Here is a 20085-nt window from a genome sequence, read left to right on the forward strand (position 1 = left end):
ATTCATTATTGATAAAATAAATCCCCTTCACACGATGTATGAGGGGGAGAGATTAGCTATTATGTTTTATTTAAAAAACTTGTTCTAACTCACGTACACCAGGTACTTCTTCAAGAAGTGCTCGTTCAATGCCAGCTTTTAACGTAATGGTCGAACTTGGACAATTACCGCAGGCACCCATTAATCGGACGCGTACAATGCCATCTTCTACGTCAATTAATTCAACGTCGCCACCATCACGGAGCAAGAAAGGACGAAGTTTATCTAATACTTCTTCAACTTGTTCACGCATGTCGTTCAGACTCCCTTCTCCATACATATAGGTCCATTATAAACGACAACGATAAAAAAATCCATGCGGAAAGCTACGACAGAAAATCATGACTTTTGTTTTGTTAGAAAACTGTATATAGTATAAGAAAGAGTTGCTTATAGAGGGTGTTCAAAAAGTTACCAAATGATAAGCTACGAATCTCGGCGCCCGCTTGTTTATTCCGGTCCTCATGTAGTGGATGCAAGAGGATATCTGGCTAAAATCGCTCACGTCCTGTGGCTGGCGCCTGAAGCTACCACAACGCGAGAAATGCCGGTCCTCGGGAACAGCGCCGCGTTGATCTTCCGACGCCCAGGACGGGCTAGTACTGGCGTTTCTTGCAGGATGCCGGCGTACTTAGCCAGTAACCCTTTTCGTTTGCCCACCTGTTTGAACACGCACTAATATGAGAGGGTGAATGTTATGGAACTTACCGTTTATGGTTCAGAGGCACGATGTTCAAGTTGTGTCCAAGCGCCATCTTCTAGAGAAACGATGGAATGGCTCGAAGCAGCAATTGGACGCAAATTTACGAATACAAATCATTCAATCCGATATGTGGATATTTATTCTCCCATTACTGAACAAGATAAGAAATATACAGAGAAAATCATTAATGATGAACTTTTTTTCCCTCTAATCGTAGCAAATGACACGATAATCGGCGAAGGAATACCGAATCTGAAGAAAATCTTTCAATATATTGAGAAAGAAGAAGGCTTATCTATTTCTGAATAAAAAAGGTTGACTTTTAGTCCATGAAGTTAAACAACAAAAGTTGACGAAACAGGAATCACACGTTAGGATTGTATCGAGGTGAGCCAAAATGAAGCCAATTATAGAGTTCTGTATGAGTAATCTTGCCAGTGGCTCGCAAAAGGCTCTTGAGAAACTCGAAAAGGATCCTAATCTAGACGTCATTGAATATACATGTCTTGGATATTGTGGATTATGCTATGAAGGACCTTATGCGTTAGTCAATGGTGAGTTTGTGTCAGGTGAAACACCTGATGAACTCGTTGAAAATATATATGCCTATTTAGAAGAAAACCCGATGTTTTAAAACACTACAGAAATCTTCTGTAGTGTTTTTTCACACAACTATTTATATTATAAGTGCGTGTTCAAAAAGGTGACAAATTAGAAGCAAGAAGGCTAAGAGCGGCTACATCTAGTTGTTATACGAAGTCTTTATCAAGGAGGATGCTAAATTGGATTTTTCTCATACTTGGCCATACGAAAAAATAAAAGACGATTATTACTTCACAGAGTGTCCTTTTTGTCATACGGAAAATGTCTATTTACATCTAAGTAAAGCAGCAGCTAATCAAGCAGCAGAAGGGATAAAAACCCATGTTATTATGCCTTGCTGTCATGAAAAAATAGTTATTGTTGAAATGGATCAAGATTATATCTGGAGTGATCAAGCCTTAAGATAAAGTGAAACTTCCATCAGTGGGGACTTTTCAACGCACAGGATGTGCTAGTGCAGGCGTTGCGACAGGACGCCTGGCTTTTAGCCTGCGTCATCCCCCACTGATGGAAAGCCAAAACCAATCGGACCTTTACGGGCAGTTGATCTTCTACCTATCTTCTTTGAATATTCTTGAGGTGGGGGTCTTTTCTAGCCGTTAAGGCGGAATGAATGAGGTTCTTTCATTAACAATATCTTTTGTAATTTTGCCAAAGTGCGAAATACGACAATATTTGTCGATAAGTTTTTAGATTATTAATTAAAAAGTGGGGAATATCTATGACACGATTACCTTTTACAAAAATGCATGGATTAGGTAACAATTATATTTATGTCGATCGATTGACTTATACGGAGCCTTTGCCACCGTATCCTGAACTGGCTAAAAAAGTGTCCAACCAAAATACCGGTATTGGATCAGATGGACTTATTCTTATTCTACCTTCAGAAATAGCAGATGTGAAAATGCGCATTTTCAATAGTGATGGCTCCGAAGCAAAAAATTGTGGAAATGGGCTAAGGTGTGTTGCAAAGTATGCTTTTGAACATGGATTGGTGAATAAAGAACACTTTTCAATTGAAACGATTAGTGGCAAAGTAGAGGCAAAAGTCTTCCCAACTGATGGCGGTGTTGACAAAGTGACCATCGATATGGGCGAGCCCATTTTAGAACGTAAACGTATTCCCATGACCGGAGGAAAGCCAGAAGAAACAGTTATTCAGGAAACACACATCATTGAAGGACAAGCCTATCAAATAACTGGTGTTTCTATGGGTAATCCGCACGGTATATTTATTGTAGACAACATACACAATATCCCTATAAATGAATTGGGTCCAGAATTAGCCGATGGACACGACCTTTTTCCTGAAGGAACGAATGTTGGATTTGTTGAAGTGATATCAGAAAATGAAATACATTATCGAGTTTGGGAACGAGGATCAGGAATTACGCAAGCTTGTGGGACAGGAGCATGTGCAGCCGTTGTTGCATCGATTTTAGAGGGACGAATCCATCAAGGTGAGTTGATCACCGTTCATCTTGCTGGGGGAGATCTTCAAATAGAATGGGACAGTGAATCCAATCATGTTTGGATGACAGGAGCTGCTGTTACGATTTGTGATGGAATGTTCTTTCTCTCATAGGATATCGGCAATTAATGGCTGAAAACTGATCATGCGGTTCCTTGCTAATAAAGTGAAACTTCCATTAGTGGGGGTTTTTCGACACACAGGATGGCAAGTAGTAGGTGTTGCGACAGGACGCCTGGTTTTTAGCCTGCGTCATCTCCAACTGACGGAAAGCCTGAACCAATCGGACCTTTACGGACAGTTGATCCCACGTCAATCTTCTTTGAATACTCAGAATCTTGAAGTGTGGGTCAATACTTGCCCGTTAAGGCGGGATAAATCAAATTTCTTCCGAAAAATGTGTAAAGTATGAATCTCTTTTAAATGATCAGCAGGAGGTCAGTAAAGATGAATAAAGAAAACGTTTATGCTCAAATTGAACTATTCCGTCACCGTATGATATCAGTTGCTATAGAACGAGGGTTTCTAGATCCCACCGTATTGAAATACAGTCGCCAAATTGATGATTTGCACAACATCTTAATCAAGCAAAGCCGAGGATAAGCATCAATTAATTGAGTAAAAGTGGGTTTCACGATATAATATGATCATCCTTTTATTTAGGAGATGAGAAAAAAATGATTCTAACAATCACTGAGGCGGCAAACTTCCGAATCAAAGAAATGATGAAAGAAGAAGAAAAAGAAGATATATTCCTTCGTGTTGGTGTCAATGGCGGAGGTTGTACGGGTTTAACTTACGGACTCGGATTTGATGATACTCTTAAAAAGGACGATCTTTCATTCGATGACAATGGCATAAAAGTTGTTATTGATAAAGAAAGTGCCCCATTATTAAGAGACGTCACCATTGATTTTAAGCAAAATATGATGGGTGGCGGCTTTGCGATAACCAATCCTAATGCCATTGCGACATGCGGATGTGGTCATTCTTTTAAAACGGCTACAAATGCAGGCACACCAACGAAAGATTGCTAATCATTTTTCTTAATAGTGCGTGTTCAAAAAGGTGGCAAACGAAAAGGGTTACTGGCTAAGTACGCTGGCATCCTGCAAGAAACGCCAGTACTAGCCCGTCCTGGGCGTCGGAAGATCAAGGCGGCGCTGTTTTGAGGACCAAAATGTAGGTCTTTACTACATGAGGACCGGAAAAACAAGCGGGCGTCGAGTTTTTGTAGCTTATCATTTGGTGACTTTTTGAACAACCTCTAATATCAAATATTGATCAGGTTCAATTCATACCATATATGGATTGAACCTTTTTTGCGTCTAATTAATAGCGGACTATGGATAATGCCGTTGTCTACGAGTATAGGTTTTGCGGAACCAAAAAGTGTTTTTTTACGTAAAAGTGAATAGAGCTAAGCTTTACGTTCTTTTTTTGTACATCATTAAGGAAAGGAAGCTGTCATGATGCATATATTACCTTATTTTATTGCCATCCTATTTATGACCCTTATACCGTCCATATGGCGAGAGCATTACAGAAAAACACATTTTTATTATTATCAAATTATAAAGCTATTCGTTGGTTGTTTGTATATTTTCTTCGTTACATACTTTAAATTGATCGATTTAACGTATAGTGGCCTCTTTGTTACTTTTGTTCCTTTAATTTTAGTATCTTTTTTGATAGATATTGGAATATTTAGTCGAAAGAGAACAAAACCTATAACATATCTCACTGGATTTATTGTAATTTTCTTGCTCGCCTATACGGGATTTCGATTTATTTACCCTTTGACGTTAGCCCACCCCAAATATAATATGGCAAATGCACAAGTGACCAATGAAAAGGAAGAGCCTGTGGATATTCAGCATATTCCTGTTGTTCCTAAAAAGTATGCGAGATATAAATCTGAGAAGTTACTAGGTAGTGTGAGCAATTACTCATATTACGAATTAGGTGATTCCTCTATTCAAAAAATAGATAAAAAGTTGTATTGGGTAACACCTATCGAGTTTAAAGGATTTTTTCGATGGATGAAGGCAGGGACGGTACCTGGATATATAAAAATGAATGCTGAGGATGAAAATGCTGAACCTCAATTTATAAAAGAAAAAATGGACATTGTCCCTTCAGCCTATTTTAATCATCACTTAGATCGAGTGGTTAGAGCAAAATATCCTCATCTCATTCTATATGGGGATTCGTTTGAACCTGACGATAATGGAAAATCTTATTATGTTGTCAGTTACGGTCATTATACAAAGTTTCGCCAAATTCGTTCTGTTGATGGTGTCATTGTCGTAGATCCAACAAATGGGAAAATGAAACGTTATTCTATGTCAAATGTTCCTTCGTTTATTGATCAAGTCATCCCGGATTCTATTGCGGAAGAAAGAAATGAATGGTTTGGAAAGTATAAACATGGTTTCTTCAACAGTCTAATAGGGAAAAAGGATGTACATGAGCCAACGAAATGGAAGGGTCAAGATGAGGTTACGGCGGTTTTTAATCGAAAGGGTCAAATGCAATGGTTTACTGATCATACGATTAATAATACTAATTCAGGTTCGATGGTCGGTTATACATTAATGGATGCAAGATCAGGTCAATTGACATATTACACAAAAGCAAATGGTATTATTAATGGTGGAGCAGCTATTAACGTTGTAAATAAGACGTTTAAACGTGAAGGATATAAAGCCGTAGGACCAACCCTTTATAACATTTATGGTCAGTATTCTTGGGTTGTTCCTGTGTTAGATGATAATGGGGTCTTCAGAAATTTAGCTGTTGTTAATGCAGAAAATGAAAAAATGATGGGATATAGTGACAACAAAAGAGACACTTTCAATAATTACAAAAACAAACTATCATTAAATATGGAAGATAATGCCGTTCCGTCAGACATGGCTAATACGAAAACGTTAGAAGGAAAAGTTATTCGTGTTTATAAAGCTTTTGAGAATAATCGAACCATCACGCAATTTATGATAAAGGGGCAAACTCAAATTTTCACCGTGACTTCGACAAAGTTTCCATACTCGGTTTTCTTAGAGCCAGGGGAAAGTGTGCGAATCCAATATGTGGATAATCAACAAGATACGGCAACAGTTATGCAGTTTGCAAATTTGTCACAAAAGAACGAATAATGATGTTGACCTTTTAGTGAGTTATTCGGAATATAAGGGTCGTTAGGCTTGAAAAATACACAAAAAAGACATATTATTAATTATGGATGAAGTTGATTATTGAAGCAAAAGATGTTTTCAAATAGATGTTTTTTGCTAAAAAAGAGCGTGTTCAAAAAATGAGGATATTTTTTTGAACAGCCTCCTCAAAATCAATACAGTTTGAACATACTATTAGAGAAGTGGGTGTGACCAGTGAGCAAACCAAAAATATTAATTCTAGGTGCTGGCTACGGTGGATTGATGACTACCGTACGTTTAACAAAAGAACTAAGCAATGAAGATGCAGATATTACGTTAGTTAACAAACACAATTATCACTATGAATCAACTTGGTTACATGAAGTATCGGCTGGAACGATTCATCATGACAAAGCAAGAGTTCTAATTAAAAATGTTATTAATACAAACCGTGTCAATTTTGTTCAAGATTCAGTGCGAGAAATCAAGAAAGACGAAAAGAAAGTTATCCTTAAAAATGGAGAACTCACATATGATTATCTTGTTATCGCTCTTGGTTTTGAATCAGCAACATTTGGTATCAAAGGTTTAGATGAATACGCCTTTGCAATGCGTAGTATTAACACAGCTCGTAGAATTCGTGAGCACATTGATTACCAATTTGCTAACTATAACAATGACAAAAATGCTACGCCTGAACAATTAGCGATTGTTGTCGGCGGTGGTGGTTTCAGTGGAATCGAGCTTCTTGGTGAACTCGTTAACCGCGTACCTCAATTATGCAGAGAGTATGATATCGATCCAACACTCGTTAAAATCACCAACGTTGAAGGAGCTCCGTCCATTTTACCTGGATTTGATCCTGAACTTGTGACTTACGCAAAAAACTACCTCGAGTCAAAAGGTGTACAATTTAAGTTAAATACATTCATTAAAGAAGTCACACCTGGTAGTGTAAAAATGCAAACTAAAGGTAGCGAAGAGCTTGAAGAAATTAAAGCAGGTACAATTATTTGGACTGGCGGAGTAAAAGCGAATTCTATCGTTGAAAACTCTGGTTTTGAAACAAATCGCAGTAAAGTTCCTGTTAAAGGTGATTTACGTGCGCCTGATGATGATTCAGTCTTTGTTGTTGGTGATTGTGCCTTAATTATGAATGAAGAATCAGGTCGTCCTTATCCACCAACTGCACAGATTGCTCTTCAAGAAGCCAATGTAATAGCTAGAAACATTAAACACGTTCTTAAAAATGAACCAACTGAAACCTTTGTTTATAAATCAAAAGGTACTGTGGCTTCTCTCGGACATAGTGACGCCATTGGTGTTGTATTTGGTGATAAAAAACTCAAAGGTAAGGCTGCTGCAACCATGAAAAAAGTCATTGATGATAGATCATTGTTCTTACAAGGTGGGGTAGGTTTACTACTTAAAAAAGGTAAATTCAAACCATTTTAATATTTGGTAAATTAATTAAAAGGCTATCGATGTCATAGACATCGATAGCCTTTTAAAATACGAATAATGTTTCTTTCATACAACCCAGAGGTTGCCTTTTCCACTCTTTAAATGAGGTACTAGGGAAAATTTAATGTATACCCTTGGAAAAATGGCTTTATTGGTTCTCTTTTAATTAGCTCTGAAAAATTCCGCATTAACGGCTAGTAACCACCTCAAGGGAATGAGTGTAAACGAGCATTCCTTAGGTTGGGGGATGACGCAGGCTAAAAACGCGACGTCCTGTCGCAACGCCTGGACTAGCACTTCTGTGCGTCGAAAAATCCCCACTGATGGAAGTTTCACTTTATGAAATAGCCGAGAACACTCGTGACTTTAGTCATGAGAGGTTCAGAAGGTGAAACTGGTGCAATCAATATAATACATAATGAAAAAGAAATGGGGGATACTTTTATTATAGGAGCGTGAAAAAATGGTGAAGGAATATAACATCTACGGAAAGAAACGAAACTCTACTATGTTTCTTTTTTTATGTTTATTTTTTTGTCAAACAACATCCCATACAATTGCATTGGGAAAGACGGCATATAGTCATCAAACTAATGGTGTCGTTTTGGGTGTGACCGAATTGAATACTTATCCACATCATAAAGTCATGACGACAGGTTATACGGCAGGAAAAGAATCTACAGGAAAACTGCCAAAAGACAAGTCTTATGGGATTACATATAGTGGGGTAAGAGTTACGAGAGACGTATTTTCTACAATTGCGGCTGATCCTCAAATCTACCCAATTGGAACAATTTTATATATTCCAGGGTACGGATACGGTGTTGTAGCTGATACGGGAAACGCCATCAAAGGCTATACATTGGACCTGTATTTTAAAACGGTCGATGATGTATATAAACAATGGGGGAAGAAGCAACTTGATGTTTACACCATTAAAAGAGGACGGGGCGTCTTAACAGAAGCCGTACTTAAGCACTTAAACCATGATAAAACCATCCAGGTGTCAAAATGATACATTTATTTAATTTAATCAGTACGAATAATTTTCCAGATCTCTTGTAATTTCTTCATTTTATCCGGATGATCTAGCAGATCATTAATAAATTGTTCTAAATTAGGGAACTGTCTAATTCGATTAATGAATTTGATATCTTGATCACTTGAGTATGTGAAATTAAATTCGCGAACTTGATCTGTTCGACCTAATAAATAATCAGTCGTTACTTGGAAAAAATCTGCAATAAGTATAAGTGTATCTGGATCTGGTTTTCGATTGTTTGATTCATATCGACTGAGTTGAACATTTGAAATATTCAGTTTTTCTGCTAGTTCTTTTTGAGAATAACCAGCTATTTCTCGTAAATTGCGGATTCGAAAACCAAGTATGTTCCTCATTTAGAGATGCACCTTTCAATAATTTGCGTCTTAAAAATTTTATCATGATCACAAATTACCGAATGGTTAATTGACAAAAAGGAAAACACTTTTTTGATTTATCATAAAATAATGGTATAATCACATTAAGAGTTACCAATTAGGCAAAGGGTGATTATATTGAAAAAATTAACTGTAAATTTGGAAAAATTAAAGAAAATAAGAAAGTCTAAAATGACATTAAAAGAAATATCGACATCCTTAGGCTATCAAAGTCCGAATGGTTATTACTATCTTGAATCAGGTCGAAGTAAATTTACTGCAGATACGTTAGCTCAAGTCTCAATTATATTAAATGTACCGCTTATTGACTTATTTTGTGAAGTAGAGGAGCATGAAAAGACGGGTATAAATGATGATTCATGTAGCGCTGACAATCCAAATAATATGGCAAGTTTTATCTAAATATCAGGTGAAAAAAGATCCATAAAAAAGTCCCCTTAAACGAATATTCATGATAGAATAAAACTATCCTAATCCGTATTATTCTACTTGAATTGAAACGACATTTAAGAAAATTCCCAATCATGAACTTCCTTGCCTCACTTCTTAAGATTTTTTATATATAGAGGTGGGGCTTTGGTCATGGAATAACCCCTAAATTAATGGGAGTCATTTTTTAAAATGAATCGATGGATTACTAGGCAATTTGAATTTTGAATGATAAACTTAAATTGGTAAAGTCATGCATTTTTTTGTTTGACATCGAAAGGGGATTTTAAAAGTGTGTGGATTTTGTGGGTTTATATCAAATGAATCATTAGTACCTGAACAACATGATCAAAATCTAATGCCTGAAAGAGCAAATATTATCACTCATCGTGGTCCAGACGATGTTGGTTACTATACAGATGATAAAGTACAATTAGCCTTTAGACGTTTAAGTATTATTGATTTAGAAGGAGGTCATCAACCTCTACCTTATGAAAATGAACGCTACCATATTATATTTAACGGTGAAATCTATAACTATTTAGAAATAAAAGAAGAACTAATAGAAAAAGGTTACACGTTCAAAACGTCATCTGACACAGAAGTCCTTTTAGCATTGTATGCTGATCGAAAAGAAGAAGCCATGCAAAGTCTTCGGGGGATGTTTGGATTTGTTATTTGGGACAAGCAAGAGCGTACACTATTTGCTGCACGAGATCATTTTGGTATTAAACCTTTCTATTATATGGATACAGAAGAGGGCATATTTTTCGCTTCTGAAAAGAAAAGTATGTTAGTTGGTGAAGAGTCTCATCCTGTATTTAAACAAGCATTACAACAATATTTAACTTATCAGTTTGTACCAGAGCCTTATACAATGGCCGAAAATATTAAACGTCTTGAGCCAGGACATTATCTTATAAAAAAAGAAAATGAACCATTACGCATTGAAGCTTATTGGCGTCCTAGTTTCTCACCCGTTCATCAATCACTTGATGATGCTAAGACGAAGATAAGAAATGTCCTTCGTGACTCCGTTAAAATGCATATGAGAAGTGATGTGCCGGTTGGTGCTTTTCTTTCTAGTGGAATTGACTCGACGAGCATCGTCGCATTAGCAAAAGAGTTTCATCCAAGCATCCAAACGTTTACAGTTGGATTTGAACGTGAAGGTTATAGTGAGATCGATATTGCCAAAGACTCAGCTGAAAAATTAGGAGTTGACAATATACATACAGTGATCACTCCTGAAGCATTTGTACAGGAATTACCTCGGATTATTTGGCATATGGATGACCCAGTAGCAGATCCAGCAGCTGTCCCTTTATATTTTGTTGCAAAGAAAGCGAGCGAGCATGTTAAAGTCGTTCTTTCTGGTGAAGGGGCAGATGAGCTCTTTGGTGGGTATAACATCTACCGTGAACCTTTAGCTTTAAATTGGTTTAATAAGATACCAACGCCAGGAAAGAACATAATGAAAAAGCTGGCTGAAAAAATGCCGGAAGATATGAAAGGTCGCAGTTATATTCTTCGTGGATGTACACCTATAGAAGATCGATATATTGGGAATGCCTATATGTTTGACGAAGCTGAGAAACAATTTGTTCTGAAAACACATCAAGATTCAATTAATTTCACCGACATTACTAGGCCTTTATATGACCGATCAAAATCGTATGATAGTGTTGAGAAAATGCAATTCGTTGATATTCATACGTGGATGAGAGGGGATATTCTTGTTAAAGCAGATCGAATGACGATGGCCCATTCGCTTGAGCTTCGTGTACCATTTCTTGATAAAGAAGTCTTTGAAGTGGCTAAAACGATTCCTTCTTCTTTAAAGACAGCTGAAAAAACAACAAAATATGCGTTAAGAGAAGCTATGCGAGGAATTGTTCCAGATTCGATTCTTTATCGTAAAAAATTGGGCTTTCCAGTGCCAATTCGGGTATGGTTGAAAAATGAATTATATGAATGGGCAACACAATTGATACGAGAAAGTAATACTGAAGAATATATTAATAAATCTTATGTATTGAAACTTCTTGATGATCATAAAAATGGAAAGCGTGATAATAGCAGAAAGATATGGACCGTTCTTGTGTTTATGATTTGGCATCAAATTTATATTGAAAAAGCATTATTTATCGAAACAAAAAAATTAGATCCAGTTAAAAATTAAAGAGGGCAGCTTATGCTCTCTTTTTTACGCTTTAAATTTAAGGTATAAAGTATAAATGAATCTAGGCATCTGTCTGAACCTTAAAGGATCCATTAGATAAATCAAAATACAGGTCATTCTTGTTGCTTAACCGACATTTTTCAACAGTTTTTAGCATTATTTCCTGGGACATAAGCTATAATCAAGTTTTAGGTGCTCGTTATTTAAGAAAGGCTTAAAAAAATACGACAAAAGAAATCTATTTTTAAGAATTTTGTCTTATGTGAGTGTTGTGTGGTATACTTTAAAAGCTAATAAATGTTTAGGAGTTGTTTTCATGCAATTGAATGTCAATGTTGGTGATATAGTTGAAGGAAAAGTAACAGGTATAAAGCCTTTTGGTGCTTTTGTTGCACTTGATAATGAACATCAAGGACTTGTTCATATTTCTGAGGTAGCCCATAAATATGTTAAAGATATCAATGACTTATTAAGTGTTGGGGACCCTGTTAAAGTCAAAGTGTTAACAGTTGATGAGGAATCCGGAAAAATTTCTCTTTCAATAAGAGCAACAGAACCTGCTCCAAAGGCTGAACCGAAAAAAACTTTTTCTCCTAGAAATCGCTCATCTAGAACAGAATCTACAGATAAACAACCAGGTTTTAATACATTAGAAGAAAAGTTAAAAGACTGGTTAAAAGAATCTAACGACCGTCAAGCACAATTAAATAAACGTCTAAAGAAATAAACTTTAGTTCCATTAAAAAGCTGATTCTTAAAGTTAGACAACTTGCGAATCAGCTTGTTTTTATTTAATGTGTTGTTGTTTGATGGGAATGTTCGGCTTGTTCACTTGGCCTGAAAAGTAATGTTAGGCAATAAAGGGCACAAATTCCAACAATACCATAAATGATGCGTGCAAGAGCACTATTTTGGCCTCCAAAAACAGCAGCGACTAAATCAAAATTAAAGAAACCAATTAATCCCCAATTTATGCCACCGATGATGAGTAAAGCCAGTGCAAAACGTTGTAAACCACCCATTTTTATACCTCCTTTTTTGGCACATTATTAGCTTTCCAAGAGCCATATTAAATTATACATATGTAAATAAAACAACAACTAAAAAGTGTCAATATGTGCGATTTCGATGTATTATTATAAAAATTATTGTATAATGATATACGATAAAGATATTTTTCATATTCTCTCTGCGATTTCTGTAAGCGATTGCTACAAATGAGTCTATGAAAGTCTTTTAGAACTAAGTAAACAGTTTTACATATTAGGAGGCGTTTTGTACATGAGTAATAAAGTTACATTTGATTACAGTAATGCACTCACTTTTTTCGCTGAACATGAATTAGATTACTTAGCTGGTGCAGTTGAAACAGCTCATAAAGCACTTCATGAAGGTACAGGAGCAGGGAATGATTTCGTTGGTTGGCTTAATTTACCGACTGACTACGATAAAGAAGAGTTCGCTCGTATCCAAAAGTCTGCAGAAAAAATTAAAAATGACTCAGATGTTCTTGTTGTGATTGGTATTGGTGGCTCTTATCTAGGTGCACGTGCGGCCATTGAAACGTTAAATCATTCTTTCTATAATATACTTGATCAATCAGAACGTAAAACACCACAAGTCTTCTTTGTTGGAAACAGCATTAGTCCAACGTACACAAAAGAATTGTTTGATGTACTCAAAAATAAAGATGTGTCTGTCAATGTTATCTCAAAATCAGGTACAACAACAGAACCCGCTATTGCATTCAGATTATTTAAAGGTTTCTTAGAAGAGAAATATGGAAAAGAAGAAGCCAAAGGAAGAATATATGCAACGACAGATAAAGCAAGAGGGGCCCTTAAAACATTAGCTGATAATGAAGGCTATGAAACCTTCGTGATCCCTGATGATGTTGGCGGACGTTATTCTGTTCTAACGGCAGTAGGTCTTCTTCCAATTGCTGTAAGTGGTGTTGATATTGATGAAATGATGACTGGAGCTCGTGATGCACAAAACGATTTTAACGAGCCTGAATTGAGAAAGAACCAAGCTTATCAATATGCGGTTAGTCGTAATGTCCTTTATAATAAAGGGAAAAATATTGAATTACTTGTGAACTACGAACCAGGGTTACATTATTTCTCTGAGTGGTGGAAACAACTCTTTGGAGAAAGTGAAGGCAAAGATCACAAAGCCCTTTACCCTGCTTCAGCTGATTTTTCAACGGATCTCCATTCATTAGGCCAATATATTCAAGAAGGTCGTCGCCAGTTAATTGAAACGGCCTTATATGTAGAAAAATCTAGACAAGATATTGTCATTGAAGAAGATGCAGATAATCTTGATAAATTGAATTACTTAGCTGGTAAGACAATGGATTTTGTTAATAAAAAAGCGTTTGAAGGGACATTACTTGCTCACACTGATGGCGAAGTACCCAATCTTGTTGTAAAAATACCTGAATTAACCCCTTATCACTTTGGCTACCTTGTTTATTTCTTCGAAAAAGCGTGTGCAATAAGTGGCTATCTCTTAGGTGTTAATCCTTTTGATCAACCAGGTGTTGAAGCATATAAGAAAAATATGTTTGCTCTACTTGGTAAACCTGGGTTTGAAGCTGAGAAAGCAGAACTTGAAAAAAGATTAAATAAATAAATTTGATGATTTGTCCTATGATCTAAAAACTTCGCCTATAGGCGAAGTTTTTTTGTAAAGATTAGCGGTCTAGCTTGCCTAAGGAATTTTCTATTGCTTTTGTTGTAAGTTCTGAAGTTTGAATAATTCGATTGGCACCAGCACGTTTAGCGTTATCTATTTGAGATGAGGTTAAAATTTCAACTATAGCATGTATTTTTGGGTTCAATCCTTTTACAGTAAGTAGGGTCATTATGGTGTGGATATCTGCATCTTGTTCTAGAACATTTGGGTCAGCTGTTATTATGATTTGCTTTGCTTCCATAATATTGGCATTCATCATTGTTGCATCCTCATACGGATTTCCTTTAATAAAATAGCAGTCATCTATTGGACTTTCTTTTAAGGTTTTGTCAACTAAAACAATCGATTTTTTTAATCCATATTGGGTACGATAGCTCTCGATAATTTTTTTGGTCCGTTCATTCCAACCTACGATAATCATATGTTGATCTCCTTTAAATAATGATTTGCCATAATGATCCCTAAGTTGAGAAAGCATGACATGGCTAGCTAAATGTGTATAGAAGTAAGTGACAAATCCAGCACCTATAAAAATAGTTAAAATACTAAAAATTTGACCAGATTGAGACTTTGGAACGATATCACCATAGCCAATAGTCGTGAATGTAATGGTCTCCCACCATAGTACATCAATAAAAGTATCAAATGTTTTGGGTTCAATTAAATGCATACCAAACCCAATCAACGTCATCAAAATGATAATGACAATAAATATGCGGAGAATCTCGGGTAATTGAATATATTTTGATTTTAGCCATTTTAATCTCATTGACGTGGTCTCCTTTATCTATTAACATATGATCAAAGACAACAACTTGGATTGTAATGGTTAATGGGGCCACCTTAATCGTGTTAATAACTACTTATAGTGATGTTCAAAAGGTGACAAATGAAAAGGGTTACTGACTTATTACGCTGGTATCCTGCCAGAACGCCAGTACTAGCCCGTCCTGGACGTCGGAGGACGAGAGCGTTGATGTTTCTTATTACCGGCATTCTATAGGATGTGATAGCTTCGGGCGCTAGCCACAGGACGTGAGCGATTTTAGCTAGAGATCCTCTTATATCCACTACATGAGGACCAGAAAAACAAGCGGGCGCCGAGATTCGCAAGGTATCATTTGGTGACTTTTTGAACAACATCTTATAGATTTAATTTAAAAATGAAATGATAAAGGAAATATGTAGTAACATGTAGTAACGATTACATCGCATATCAAGGAACTTATGATAAGAGGAGGATATCCTTGTGAAAGCCAAAAAGCCAAAGACATTCTCAAGGCTGATTAGTATACTTCTTAGTGTTATCCAAATTCTATTATGTTTATTTATTATATTGAAATTTTTTGGGGCTAAAGAGGTTCCATTTGTTCAGTGGGTGAATGGGCTCTCAACACCACTTTTAACGCCCTTCTTTAACATGTTCGAACCAGTAACGTTTGCTGGTGATTATGTCCTTGATTTATCCGCCTTATTTGCCTTAATTGTATATAGTGGCGTTGGCTATATTTTGTTTAAAATTATGGATATGATTGGGAAATGACTTTCGTGCTAAATCATACTATTTAGATAAAAAAAACGCAGCTCACCATTTAAAAATGGCACTGCGTTTTTAATGCTATGAATAACTTTTTAAGATAGACGTCCACTATAATCTTCAAAATCGAATTGTCTAATGACTTTTATTCCTTCGTCATCGTGATAAGTTACTATAGAAGGAAGATTAACACCATTAAACATATGATTTTTTACCATCGTATAGTGAGCCATATCACAGAAAATAAGTTTATCACCAGGTTTCAGCGGTTCTTTAAATGAATAGTCCCCAATGACATCTCCTGCAAGACATGTCAGACCACCAAGTCTATAAGTGTAAGGCAATTCATTTGGCTGGCCTGCATCAATAATTTCTGGTCTGTATGGCATCTCTAGTACATCAGGCATATGACAAGTTGCTGATGTATCTAAAATGGCGATATTCATGCCATTTTGAACAATATCCAAAACAGTTGCTACAAGATAACCAGTATTTAGAGCAATTGCTTCTCCAGGTTCAAGATAAATCTCCACATCATACTTATCCTTTAAATAAAGAATCGATTGGACAAGTTTATCAATATCATAGTCTTTTCTTGTTATGTGATGTCCGCCACCTAAGTTAAGCCATTTCATCCTTTTGATATATTGACCAAACTTTTCTTCAACGACTTTTAGTGTACGTTCTAGTGTATCAGAATTTTGTTCGCACATGGAATGAAAATGTAGACCATCAAGGCCCTCAAGTTCATCTGGTCTGAAATTGGATAAGGTAACCCCTAGTCTTGAATTCGCGTAACAAGGATCATATAAAGGAGTATCAATTTCCGAGTATTCAGGGTTAACGCGAATACCACATTCAATTTGTTTTGATGTCATTTTCACTTTATCTTTATATTTATTCCATTGATCAAAGGAATTAAATACGATATGATCTGCATATTTTAGGAGTTCATCAAAGTCACTTTCGACATAAGCAGGTGAATAGGCATGAACTTCTTTCCCCATTTTTTCATATCCCAATCTTGCTTCAAAGAGAGAACTTGATGTAACTCCTTTGAGATATTGACCAATAAGTGGAAAAACAGAATGCATCGAAAATCCTTTTAATGCAAGAAGTATATGACACCCTGTTCGTTCTTGAACAGAATTCAATGTCTCTAGATTTATAGTAAGCTTTCTTTTATCGATAAGATAACAAGGTGAAGGTAATTTATTTAAATCAATTTTATTCATTATGTTTGTCATTATTCTGTCCTTAGTCGATTAAAGTTGGTGTGAAATTTTCTTGCCAAGGTAATCCATATTTATTTAATGCATCCATGAATGGATCGGGATCAAATTCTTCAACATTATAAACGCCAGGTTTTTTCCAAATGCCCTTCATAATTAGCATAGCACCAATCATCGCAGGGACACCTGTGGTATAGGAAATGGCTTGTGACCCGACTTCCCTATAACATTCTTCATGGTCACATACATTATAAACATAGTACGTTTTTGGTTTACCATCTTTAATCCCTCGAATGATACAGCCAATATTTGTTTTTCCTTTAGTTCTTGGTCCAAGTGAAGCTGGGTCAGGGAGAACGGCTTTCAAAAATTGAAGTGGAATAATTTCTTTTCCTTCAAACTCAATTGGTTCAATTGAAGTCATTCCGACATTTTCTAAAACATGTAAATGAGTCAAATACTTTTCAGAGAATGTCATCCAGAAACGAATTTTCTTAACACCTTTAATATTAATAGATAATGATTCCAATTCTTCATGATATAAAAGGTAAATATCTTTAGGTCCTATCTCAGGGAGATTATAGACTCTTTTTTCAGCGAGAGGTTCTGTTTCAATCCATTTACCATTTTCAAAATAACGCCCATTGGCCGTTATTTCACGTATATTGATCTCAGGATTAAAGTTGGTTGCAAATGGATATCCATGATCACCAGCATTGGCATCGACAATGTCAATGGTATGAATTTCATCAAAGTGGTGTTTTTGAGCGTAAGCCGTAAATACGCCCGTTACACCAGGATCGAATCCGCTTCCAAGTAATGCGGTAATTCCCGCTTCTTCAAATTTTTCTTTATAGGCCCATTGCCATTTATATTCAAATTTGGGTGTGTCAGGCGGCTCGTAGTTAGCTGTATCCACATAGTGGACACCGGTCGCAAGGCACGCATCCATAATTGTAAGGTCTTGGTAAGGAAGAGCAACATTTATAACAACATCTGGCTCAAACTTTTTAATAATGTCAATAACTTCATCAGTATTATCAGCGTTGAGCTGAGCAGTTTGAATCTTTGTTCTATCTCCATCTAACTTATTTTTCAGAGCTTCACATTTTTCAATTGTCCTGCTCGCTATACATATCTCTTCAAAAACATCTGAGTTCTGGCAGCATTTATGTACAACCACACTAGCAACACCACCAGCGCCAATAATTAACGCTTTTCCCAATTATTTTCTACCTCCCTAAATAGCTAAAATAAGCTGATTTAATCAAATACAATAAGGCTGATTATACATAAAAGATGTCAAATTAGCAATCATTTATGCTAAAGATGACGATTCTGTTTTTAGTTTGACCAAGTTTGTTGAAAATAGTAGTAAATGAGCGAAATATGCTCTGATTAGTCATGTCACATCGATCTTGAATGCCTCCATAAATGGCCATAACGCCATATCGATCCAGAACACTACAATATAAAGTAAAAAATCATTAAACATAAATAACATCTTCTACATATTTCATTCCCTAACTGTGGTTTTAGAAACAATTAAATTTGAGAACCTATTGAGTCTGTTTTTAGTGAAAAATGATGGGGCATCTCCAGAGGATCAAGCTGATGCAGCGACAGATCCAACTATGGCGGCTATTATGGGCTATATAAAAGATAAAATCCACCACACATGTATTGAACCGACATCACTACGATGCAAGGACTTAGGTTGGTTGAAAAATTTGTATACCTATTAAATAAAGTGCAGAACTTTGCATTTATCCTTTGCAAAGCTCTGCACTTTGATTTTGCCATACATATTATTCGACAAAATTCGAGTGCATTAAGCGGTTGGTATGCCACCCGTAACACCGTAAACTTGACCAGTAACGTAGCTTGCATCCTGAGAGGCTAGATAAACATAAGTACTTGCCACTTCAACTGGTTGACCTGCACGCTTTAATGGTGTTGGAGGCGTGCTTTCACCAAATTTGGGTATATTTTGACTTGGTTGCCCACCAGAGATTTGGAGTGGGGTCCAGATTGGTCCAGGTGCAACTGAGTTTACACGAATACCTTTCGCAGCTAATTGTTTGGCTAATCCTTGGGTAAACCCAATGATCGCACGCTTAGTTGATGCATAATCCAATAATAAAGGATTTGGGTTATATCCCTCGACTGAGGATGTGGTCATAATTGATGCACCGGCAGGTAAATATGGTAACGCGGCTTTTACAACCCAGAATAAGGAGAACACATTAATTTCAAACGTTTTCCGAAGTTGTTCAGTTGTAAGATCGGTGATACTTTGGACAGCTTGTTGTTTACCTGCAATGAGTGCTAAAGTATCTAATCCACCGAGAGAATTGTAGGCTTGATCAACTAAATCCTTACAAAAGGCTTCATCACTCAGATCACCAGGGATAAGATTGGCCTTTCTCCCTTCGGCTTCAATAAGTTGTTTTACTTCTAAAGCGTCCTCTTCTTCAACGGGCAAATAATTAATAGCAACATCTGCTCCTTCTCGTGCAAAAGCAATCGCTGTTGCTCGTCCTATACCAGAGTCACCTCCAGTAACAAGAGCTTTTCTACCTTTTAATCTTCCAGAACCGACGTAACTTTCTTCACCACTATTAGGTAGTGGATCCATATTTCCTTGCAGAGCAGGAGGCTCTTGTGTTTGGCTAGGAAACTCACTGTTATAATATTGTGTAGTTGGATTTTCAATTGTTTGAGACATAAGATCATTCTCCTTTCTCTTTAACATTAAATGAGTATTTTATAAAACTCATATAGAGTTCTATATTTGGTACATAACCATCTAAAGCATAATGCAAACATATTATAAAGAATTAAAGAGGTTGTTCAAAAAGTCACCAAATGATAACTTGCGAATCTCGGCGCCCTCTTGTTTTTCCGGTCCTCATGTAGCGGATACAAGAGGATCGCTGGCTAAAACCGCTCACGTCCTGTGGCTGGCGCCTGAAGCTACCACATCCGGTGGAATGCCGGTCCTCAGGAACTGCCGCCGCTCTTCTCCTTCCGACGTCCAGGACGGGCAAGTAACTGGCGTTTTTTGCAGGATGCCAGCGTACTTAGCCAGTAACCCTTTTCGTTTGTCACCTTTTTGAACACG

22 protein-coding genes are annotated in these 20085 nt (G+C 36.5%); 15 read left to right on the forward strand and 7 right to left on the reverse strand.

Features of this window, described 5'->3' with window-relative positions:
• Positions 1 to 70: 70 nt before the first annotated feature.
• Positions 71 to 292 (reverse strand): NifU family protein, encoded by a 222-nt coding sequence (locus tag FG390_RS07360; RefSeq protein WP_141190391.1) that lies wholly within the window; start codon positions 290 to 292, stop codon positions 71 to 73.
• Positions 293 to 736: 444 nt separating this feature from the next.
• On the opposite strand from FG390_RS07360, the gene FG390_RS07365 reads away from it, so the two are divergent.
• From FG390_RS07365 to FG390_RS07405, 9 genes are all read left to right on the forward strand, one after another.
• Positions 737 to 1051 carry a DUF1462 family protein gene (locus tag FG390_RS07365; protein ID WP_141190392.1) on the forward strand — a complete coding sequence of 105 codons (315 nt, stop codon included), beginning with the start codon at positions 737 to 739 and terminating at the stop codon, positions 1049 to 1051.
• A gap of 88 nt (positions 1052 to 1139) precedes the next feature.
• Complete coding sequence (locus FG390_RS07370) at positions 1140 to 1376, forward strand: YuzB family protein (protein WP_141190393.1); 237 nt, start codon at positions 1140 to 1142, stop codon at positions 1374 to 1376.
• A gap of 148 nt (positions 1377 to 1524) precedes the next feature.
• Entirely contained in the window at positions 1525 to 1752 is a 228-nt protein-coding gene (locus FG390_RS07375; RefSeq protein WP_141190394.1) for a hypothetical protein, read from the forward strand.
• 314 nt (positions 1753 to 2066) lie between these two features.
• The gene (dapF, locus tag FG390_RS07380) at positions 2067 to 2933 is read left to right on the forward strand and encodes a diaminopimelate epimerase (RefSeq protein WP_141190395.1); all 867 of its coding nucleotides are present in this window, start codon (positions 2067 to 2069) and stop codon (positions 2931 to 2933) included.
• Between the two features lie 333 nt (positions 2934 to 3266).
• Positions 3267 to 3422: a Spo0E family sporulation regulatory protein-aspartic acid phosphatase gene (locus tag FG390_RS07385; RefSeq protein WP_181406417.1), complete on the forward strand. Its 156-nt coding sequence runs from the start codon at positions 3267 to 3269 to the stop codon at positions 3420 to 3422.
• 74 nt (positions 3423 to 3496) lie between these two features.
• Positions 3497 to 3856 carry a HesB/IscA family protein gene (locus FG390_RS07390; protein WP_141190397.1) on the forward strand — a complete coding sequence of 120 codons (360 nt, stop codon included), beginning with the start codon at positions 3497 to 3499 and terminating at the stop codon, positions 3854 to 3856.
• 432 nt (positions 3857 to 4288) lie between these two features.
• A complete protein-coding gene (locus tag FG390_RS07395) occupies positions 4289 to 5977 on the forward strand; it encodes a hypothetical protein (RefSeq protein WP_141190398.1) in 1689 nt (562 codons plus the stop codon).
• Between the two features lie 234 nt (positions 5978 to 6211).
• Entirely contained in the window at positions 6212 to 7432 is a 1221-nt protein-coding gene (locus FG390_RS07400; RefSeq protein ID WP_141190399.1) for an NAD(P)/FAD-dependent oxidoreductase, read from the forward strand.
• 472 nt (positions 7433 to 7904) lie between these two features.
• Positions 7905 to 8456 (forward strand): 3D domain-containing protein, encoded by a 552-nt coding sequence (locus FG390_RS07405; protein WP_141190400.1) that lies wholly within the window; start codon positions 7905 to 7907, stop codon positions 8454 to 8456.
• A 14-nt stretch (positions 8457 to 8470) separates the two neighbouring features.
• On the opposite strand, the gene FG390_RS07410 is transcribed toward FG390_RS07405, so the two are convergent.
• Positions 8471 to 8839, reverse strand: coding sequence for a helix-turn-helix domain-containing protein (locus tag FG390_RS07410; protein ID WP_141190401.1), 369 nt, complete (start codon positions 8837 to 8839; stop codon positions 8471 to 8473).
• A gap of 150 nt (positions 8840 to 8989) precedes the next feature.
• Between FG390_RS07410 and FG390_RS07415 the strand changes: the two genes are divergently transcribed.
• The 3 genes from FG390_RS07415 to yugI all read left to right on the forward strand — a co-directional run bounded on the left by FG390_RS07415 (position 8990) and on the right by yugI (position 12219).
• On the forward strand, positions 8990 to 9283 hold the full coding sequence (locus FG390_RS07415) for a helix-turn-helix domain-containing protein (protein ID WP_258311623.1): 294 nt from the start codon (positions 8990 to 8992) through the stop codon (positions 9281 to 9283).
• Between the two features lie 319 nt (positions 9284 to 9602).
• Positions 9603 to 11492: an asparagine synthase (glutamine-hydrolyzing) gene (gene asnB, locus FG390_RS07420; RefSeq protein WP_141190403.1), complete on the forward strand. Its 1890-nt coding sequence runs from the start codon at positions 9603 to 9605 to the stop codon at positions 11490 to 11492.
• 316 nt (positions 11493 to 11808) lie between these two features.
• Positions 11809 to 12219, forward strand: coding sequence for a S1 domain-containing post-transcriptional regulator GSP13 (gene yugI / locus FG390_RS07425; protein WP_141190404.1), 411 nt, complete (start codon positions 11809 to 11811; stop codon positions 12217 to 12219).
• 64 nt (positions 12220 to 12283) lie between these two features.
• Here the strand turns inward: yugI and FG390_RS07430 are convergent, their stop codons facing one another.
• A complete protein-coding gene (locus FG390_RS07430; RefSeq protein WP_141190405.1) occupies positions 12284 to 12514 on the reverse strand; it encodes a DUF378 domain-containing protein in 231 nt (76 codons plus the stop codon).
• A 259-nt stretch (positions 12515 to 12773) separates the two neighbouring features.
• Here FG390_RS07430 and FG390_RS07435 point away from each other — a divergent pair, with 259 nt between their 5' ends.
• The gene (locus tag FG390_RS07435; RefSeq protein WP_141190406.1) at positions 12774 to 14129 is read left to right on the forward strand and encodes a glucose-6-phosphate isomerase; all 1356 of its coding nucleotides are present in this window, start codon (positions 12774 to 12776) and stop codon (positions 14127 to 14129) included.
• 61 nt (positions 14130 to 14190) lie between these two features.
• Here FG390_RS07435 and FG390_RS07440 read toward each other — a convergent pair whose 3' ends face one another.
• On the reverse strand, positions 14191 to 14961 hold the full coding sequence (locus tag FG390_RS07440) for an ion channel (protein ID WP_141190407.1): 771 nt from the start codon (positions 14959 to 14961) through the stop codon (positions 14191 to 14193).
• A gap of 480 nt (positions 14962 to 15441) precedes the next feature.
• Between FG390_RS07440 and FG390_RS07445 the strand changes: the two genes are divergently transcribed.
• Positions 15442 to 15735, forward strand: a complete 294-nt coding sequence (locus FG390_RS07445; RefSeq protein WP_141190408.1) for a YggT family protein — start codon at positions 15442 to 15444, stop codon at positions 15733 to 15735.
• An 89-nt stretch (positions 15736 to 15824) separates the two neighbouring features.
• Here FG390_RS07445 and nspC read toward each other — a convergent pair whose 3' ends face one another.
• Entirely contained in the window at positions 15825 to 16964 is a 1140-nt protein-coding gene (gene nspC, locus FG390_RS07450; RefSeq protein WP_141190479.1) for a carboxynorspermidine decarboxylase, read from the reverse strand.
• A 22-nt stretch (positions 16965 to 16986) separates the two neighbouring features.
• Positions 16987 to 18186 carry a saccharopine dehydrogenase family protein gene (locus FG390_RS07455; RefSeq protein ID WP_141190409.1) on the reverse strand — a complete coding sequence of 400 codons (1200 nt, stop codon included), beginning with the start codon at positions 18184 to 18186 and terminating at the stop codon, positions 16987 to 16989.
• A gap of 337 nt (positions 18187 to 18523) precedes the next feature.
• On the opposite strand from FG390_RS07455, the gene FG390_RS15750 reads away from it, so the two are divergent.
• Positions 18524 to 18706, forward strand: coding sequence for a hypothetical protein (locus tag FG390_RS15750; RefSeq protein ID WP_181406419.1), 183 nt, complete (start codon positions 18524 to 18526; stop codon positions 18704 to 18706).
• A gap of 86 nt (positions 18707 to 18792) precedes the next feature.
• Here FG390_RS15750 and FG390_RS07460 read toward each other — a convergent pair whose 3' ends face one another.
• Positions 18793 to 19689, reverse strand: a complete 897-nt coding sequence (locus FG390_RS07460) for an SDR family oxidoreductase (RefSeq protein ID WP_141190410.1) — start codon at positions 19687 to 19689, stop codon at positions 18793 to 18795.
• Positions 19690 to 20085: the final 396 nt, after the last annotated feature.

The sequence above is a fragment of the Terrilactibacillus laevilacticus genome, assembly GCF_006517395.1.
GTDB lineage: Bacteria > Bacillota > Bacilli > Bacillales > Sporolactobacillaceae > Terrilactibacillus > Terrilactibacillus laevilacticus.

What these genes read in the sequence shown, in the direction of transcription:
- FG390_RS07360 (WP_141190391.1), bottom strand. Translation starts at nt 292, where the DNA reads ATGCGTGAACAAGTTGAAGAAGTATTAGATAAACTTCGTCCTTTCTTG.
- FG390_RS07365 (WP_141190392.1), top strand. Translation starts at nt 737, where the DNA reads ATGGAACTTACCGTTTATGGTTCAGAGGCACGATGTTCAAGTTGTGTC.
- FG390_RS07370 (WP_141190393.1), top strand. Translation starts at nt 1,140, where the DNA reads ATGAAGCCAATTATAGAGTTCTGTATGAGTAATCTTGCCAGTGGCTCG.
- dapF (WP_141190395.1), top strand. Translation starts at nt 2,067, where the DNA reads ATGACACGATTACCTTTTACAAAAATGCATGGATTAGGTAACAATTAT.
- FG390_RS07385 (WP_181406417.1), top strand. Translation starts at nt 3,267, where the DNA reads ATGAATAAAGAAAACGTTTATGCTCAAATTGAACTATTCCGTCACCGT.
- FG390_RS07390 (WP_141190397.1), top strand. Translation starts at nt 3,497, where the DNA reads ATGATTCTAACAATCACTGAGGCGGCAAACTTCCGAATCAAAGAAATG.
- FG390_RS07395 (WP_141190398.1), top strand. Translation starts at nt 4,289, where the DNA reads ATGATGCATATATTACCTTATTTTATTGCCATCCTATTTATGACCCTT.
- FG390_RS07405 (WP_141190400.1), top strand. Translation starts at nt 7,905, where the DNA reads ATGGTGAAGGAATATAACATCTACGGAAAGAAACGAAACTCTACTATG.
- FG390_RS07410 (WP_141190401.1), bottom strand. Translation starts at nt 8,839, where the DNA reads ATGAGGAACATACTTGGTTTTCGAATCCGCAATTTACGAGAAATAGCT.
- yugI (WP_141190404.1), top strand. Translation starts at nt 11,809, where the DNA reads ATGCAATTGAATGTCAATGTTGGTGATATAGTTGAAGGAAAAGTAACA.
- FG390_RS07430 (WP_141190405.1), bottom strand. Translation starts at nt 12,514, where the DNA reads ATGGGTGGTTTACAACGTTTTGCACTGGCTTTACTCATCATCGGTGGC.
- FG390_RS07435 (WP_141190406.1), top strand. Translation starts at nt 12,774, where the DNA reads ATGAGTAATAAAGTTACATTTGATTACAGTAATGCACTCACTTTTTTC.
- FG390_RS07440 (WP_141190407.1), bottom strand. Translation starts at nt 14,961, where the DNA reads ATGAGATTAAAATGGCTAAAATCAAAATATATTCAATTACCCGAGATT.
- nspC (WP_141190479.1), bottom strand. Translation starts at nt 16,964, where the DNA reads ATGAATAAAATTGATTTAAATAAATTACCTTCACCTTGTTATCTTATC.
- FG390_RS07460 (WP_141190410.1), bottom strand. Translation starts at nt 19,689, where the DNA reads ATGTCTCAAACAATTGAAAATCCAACTACACAATATTATAACAGTGAG.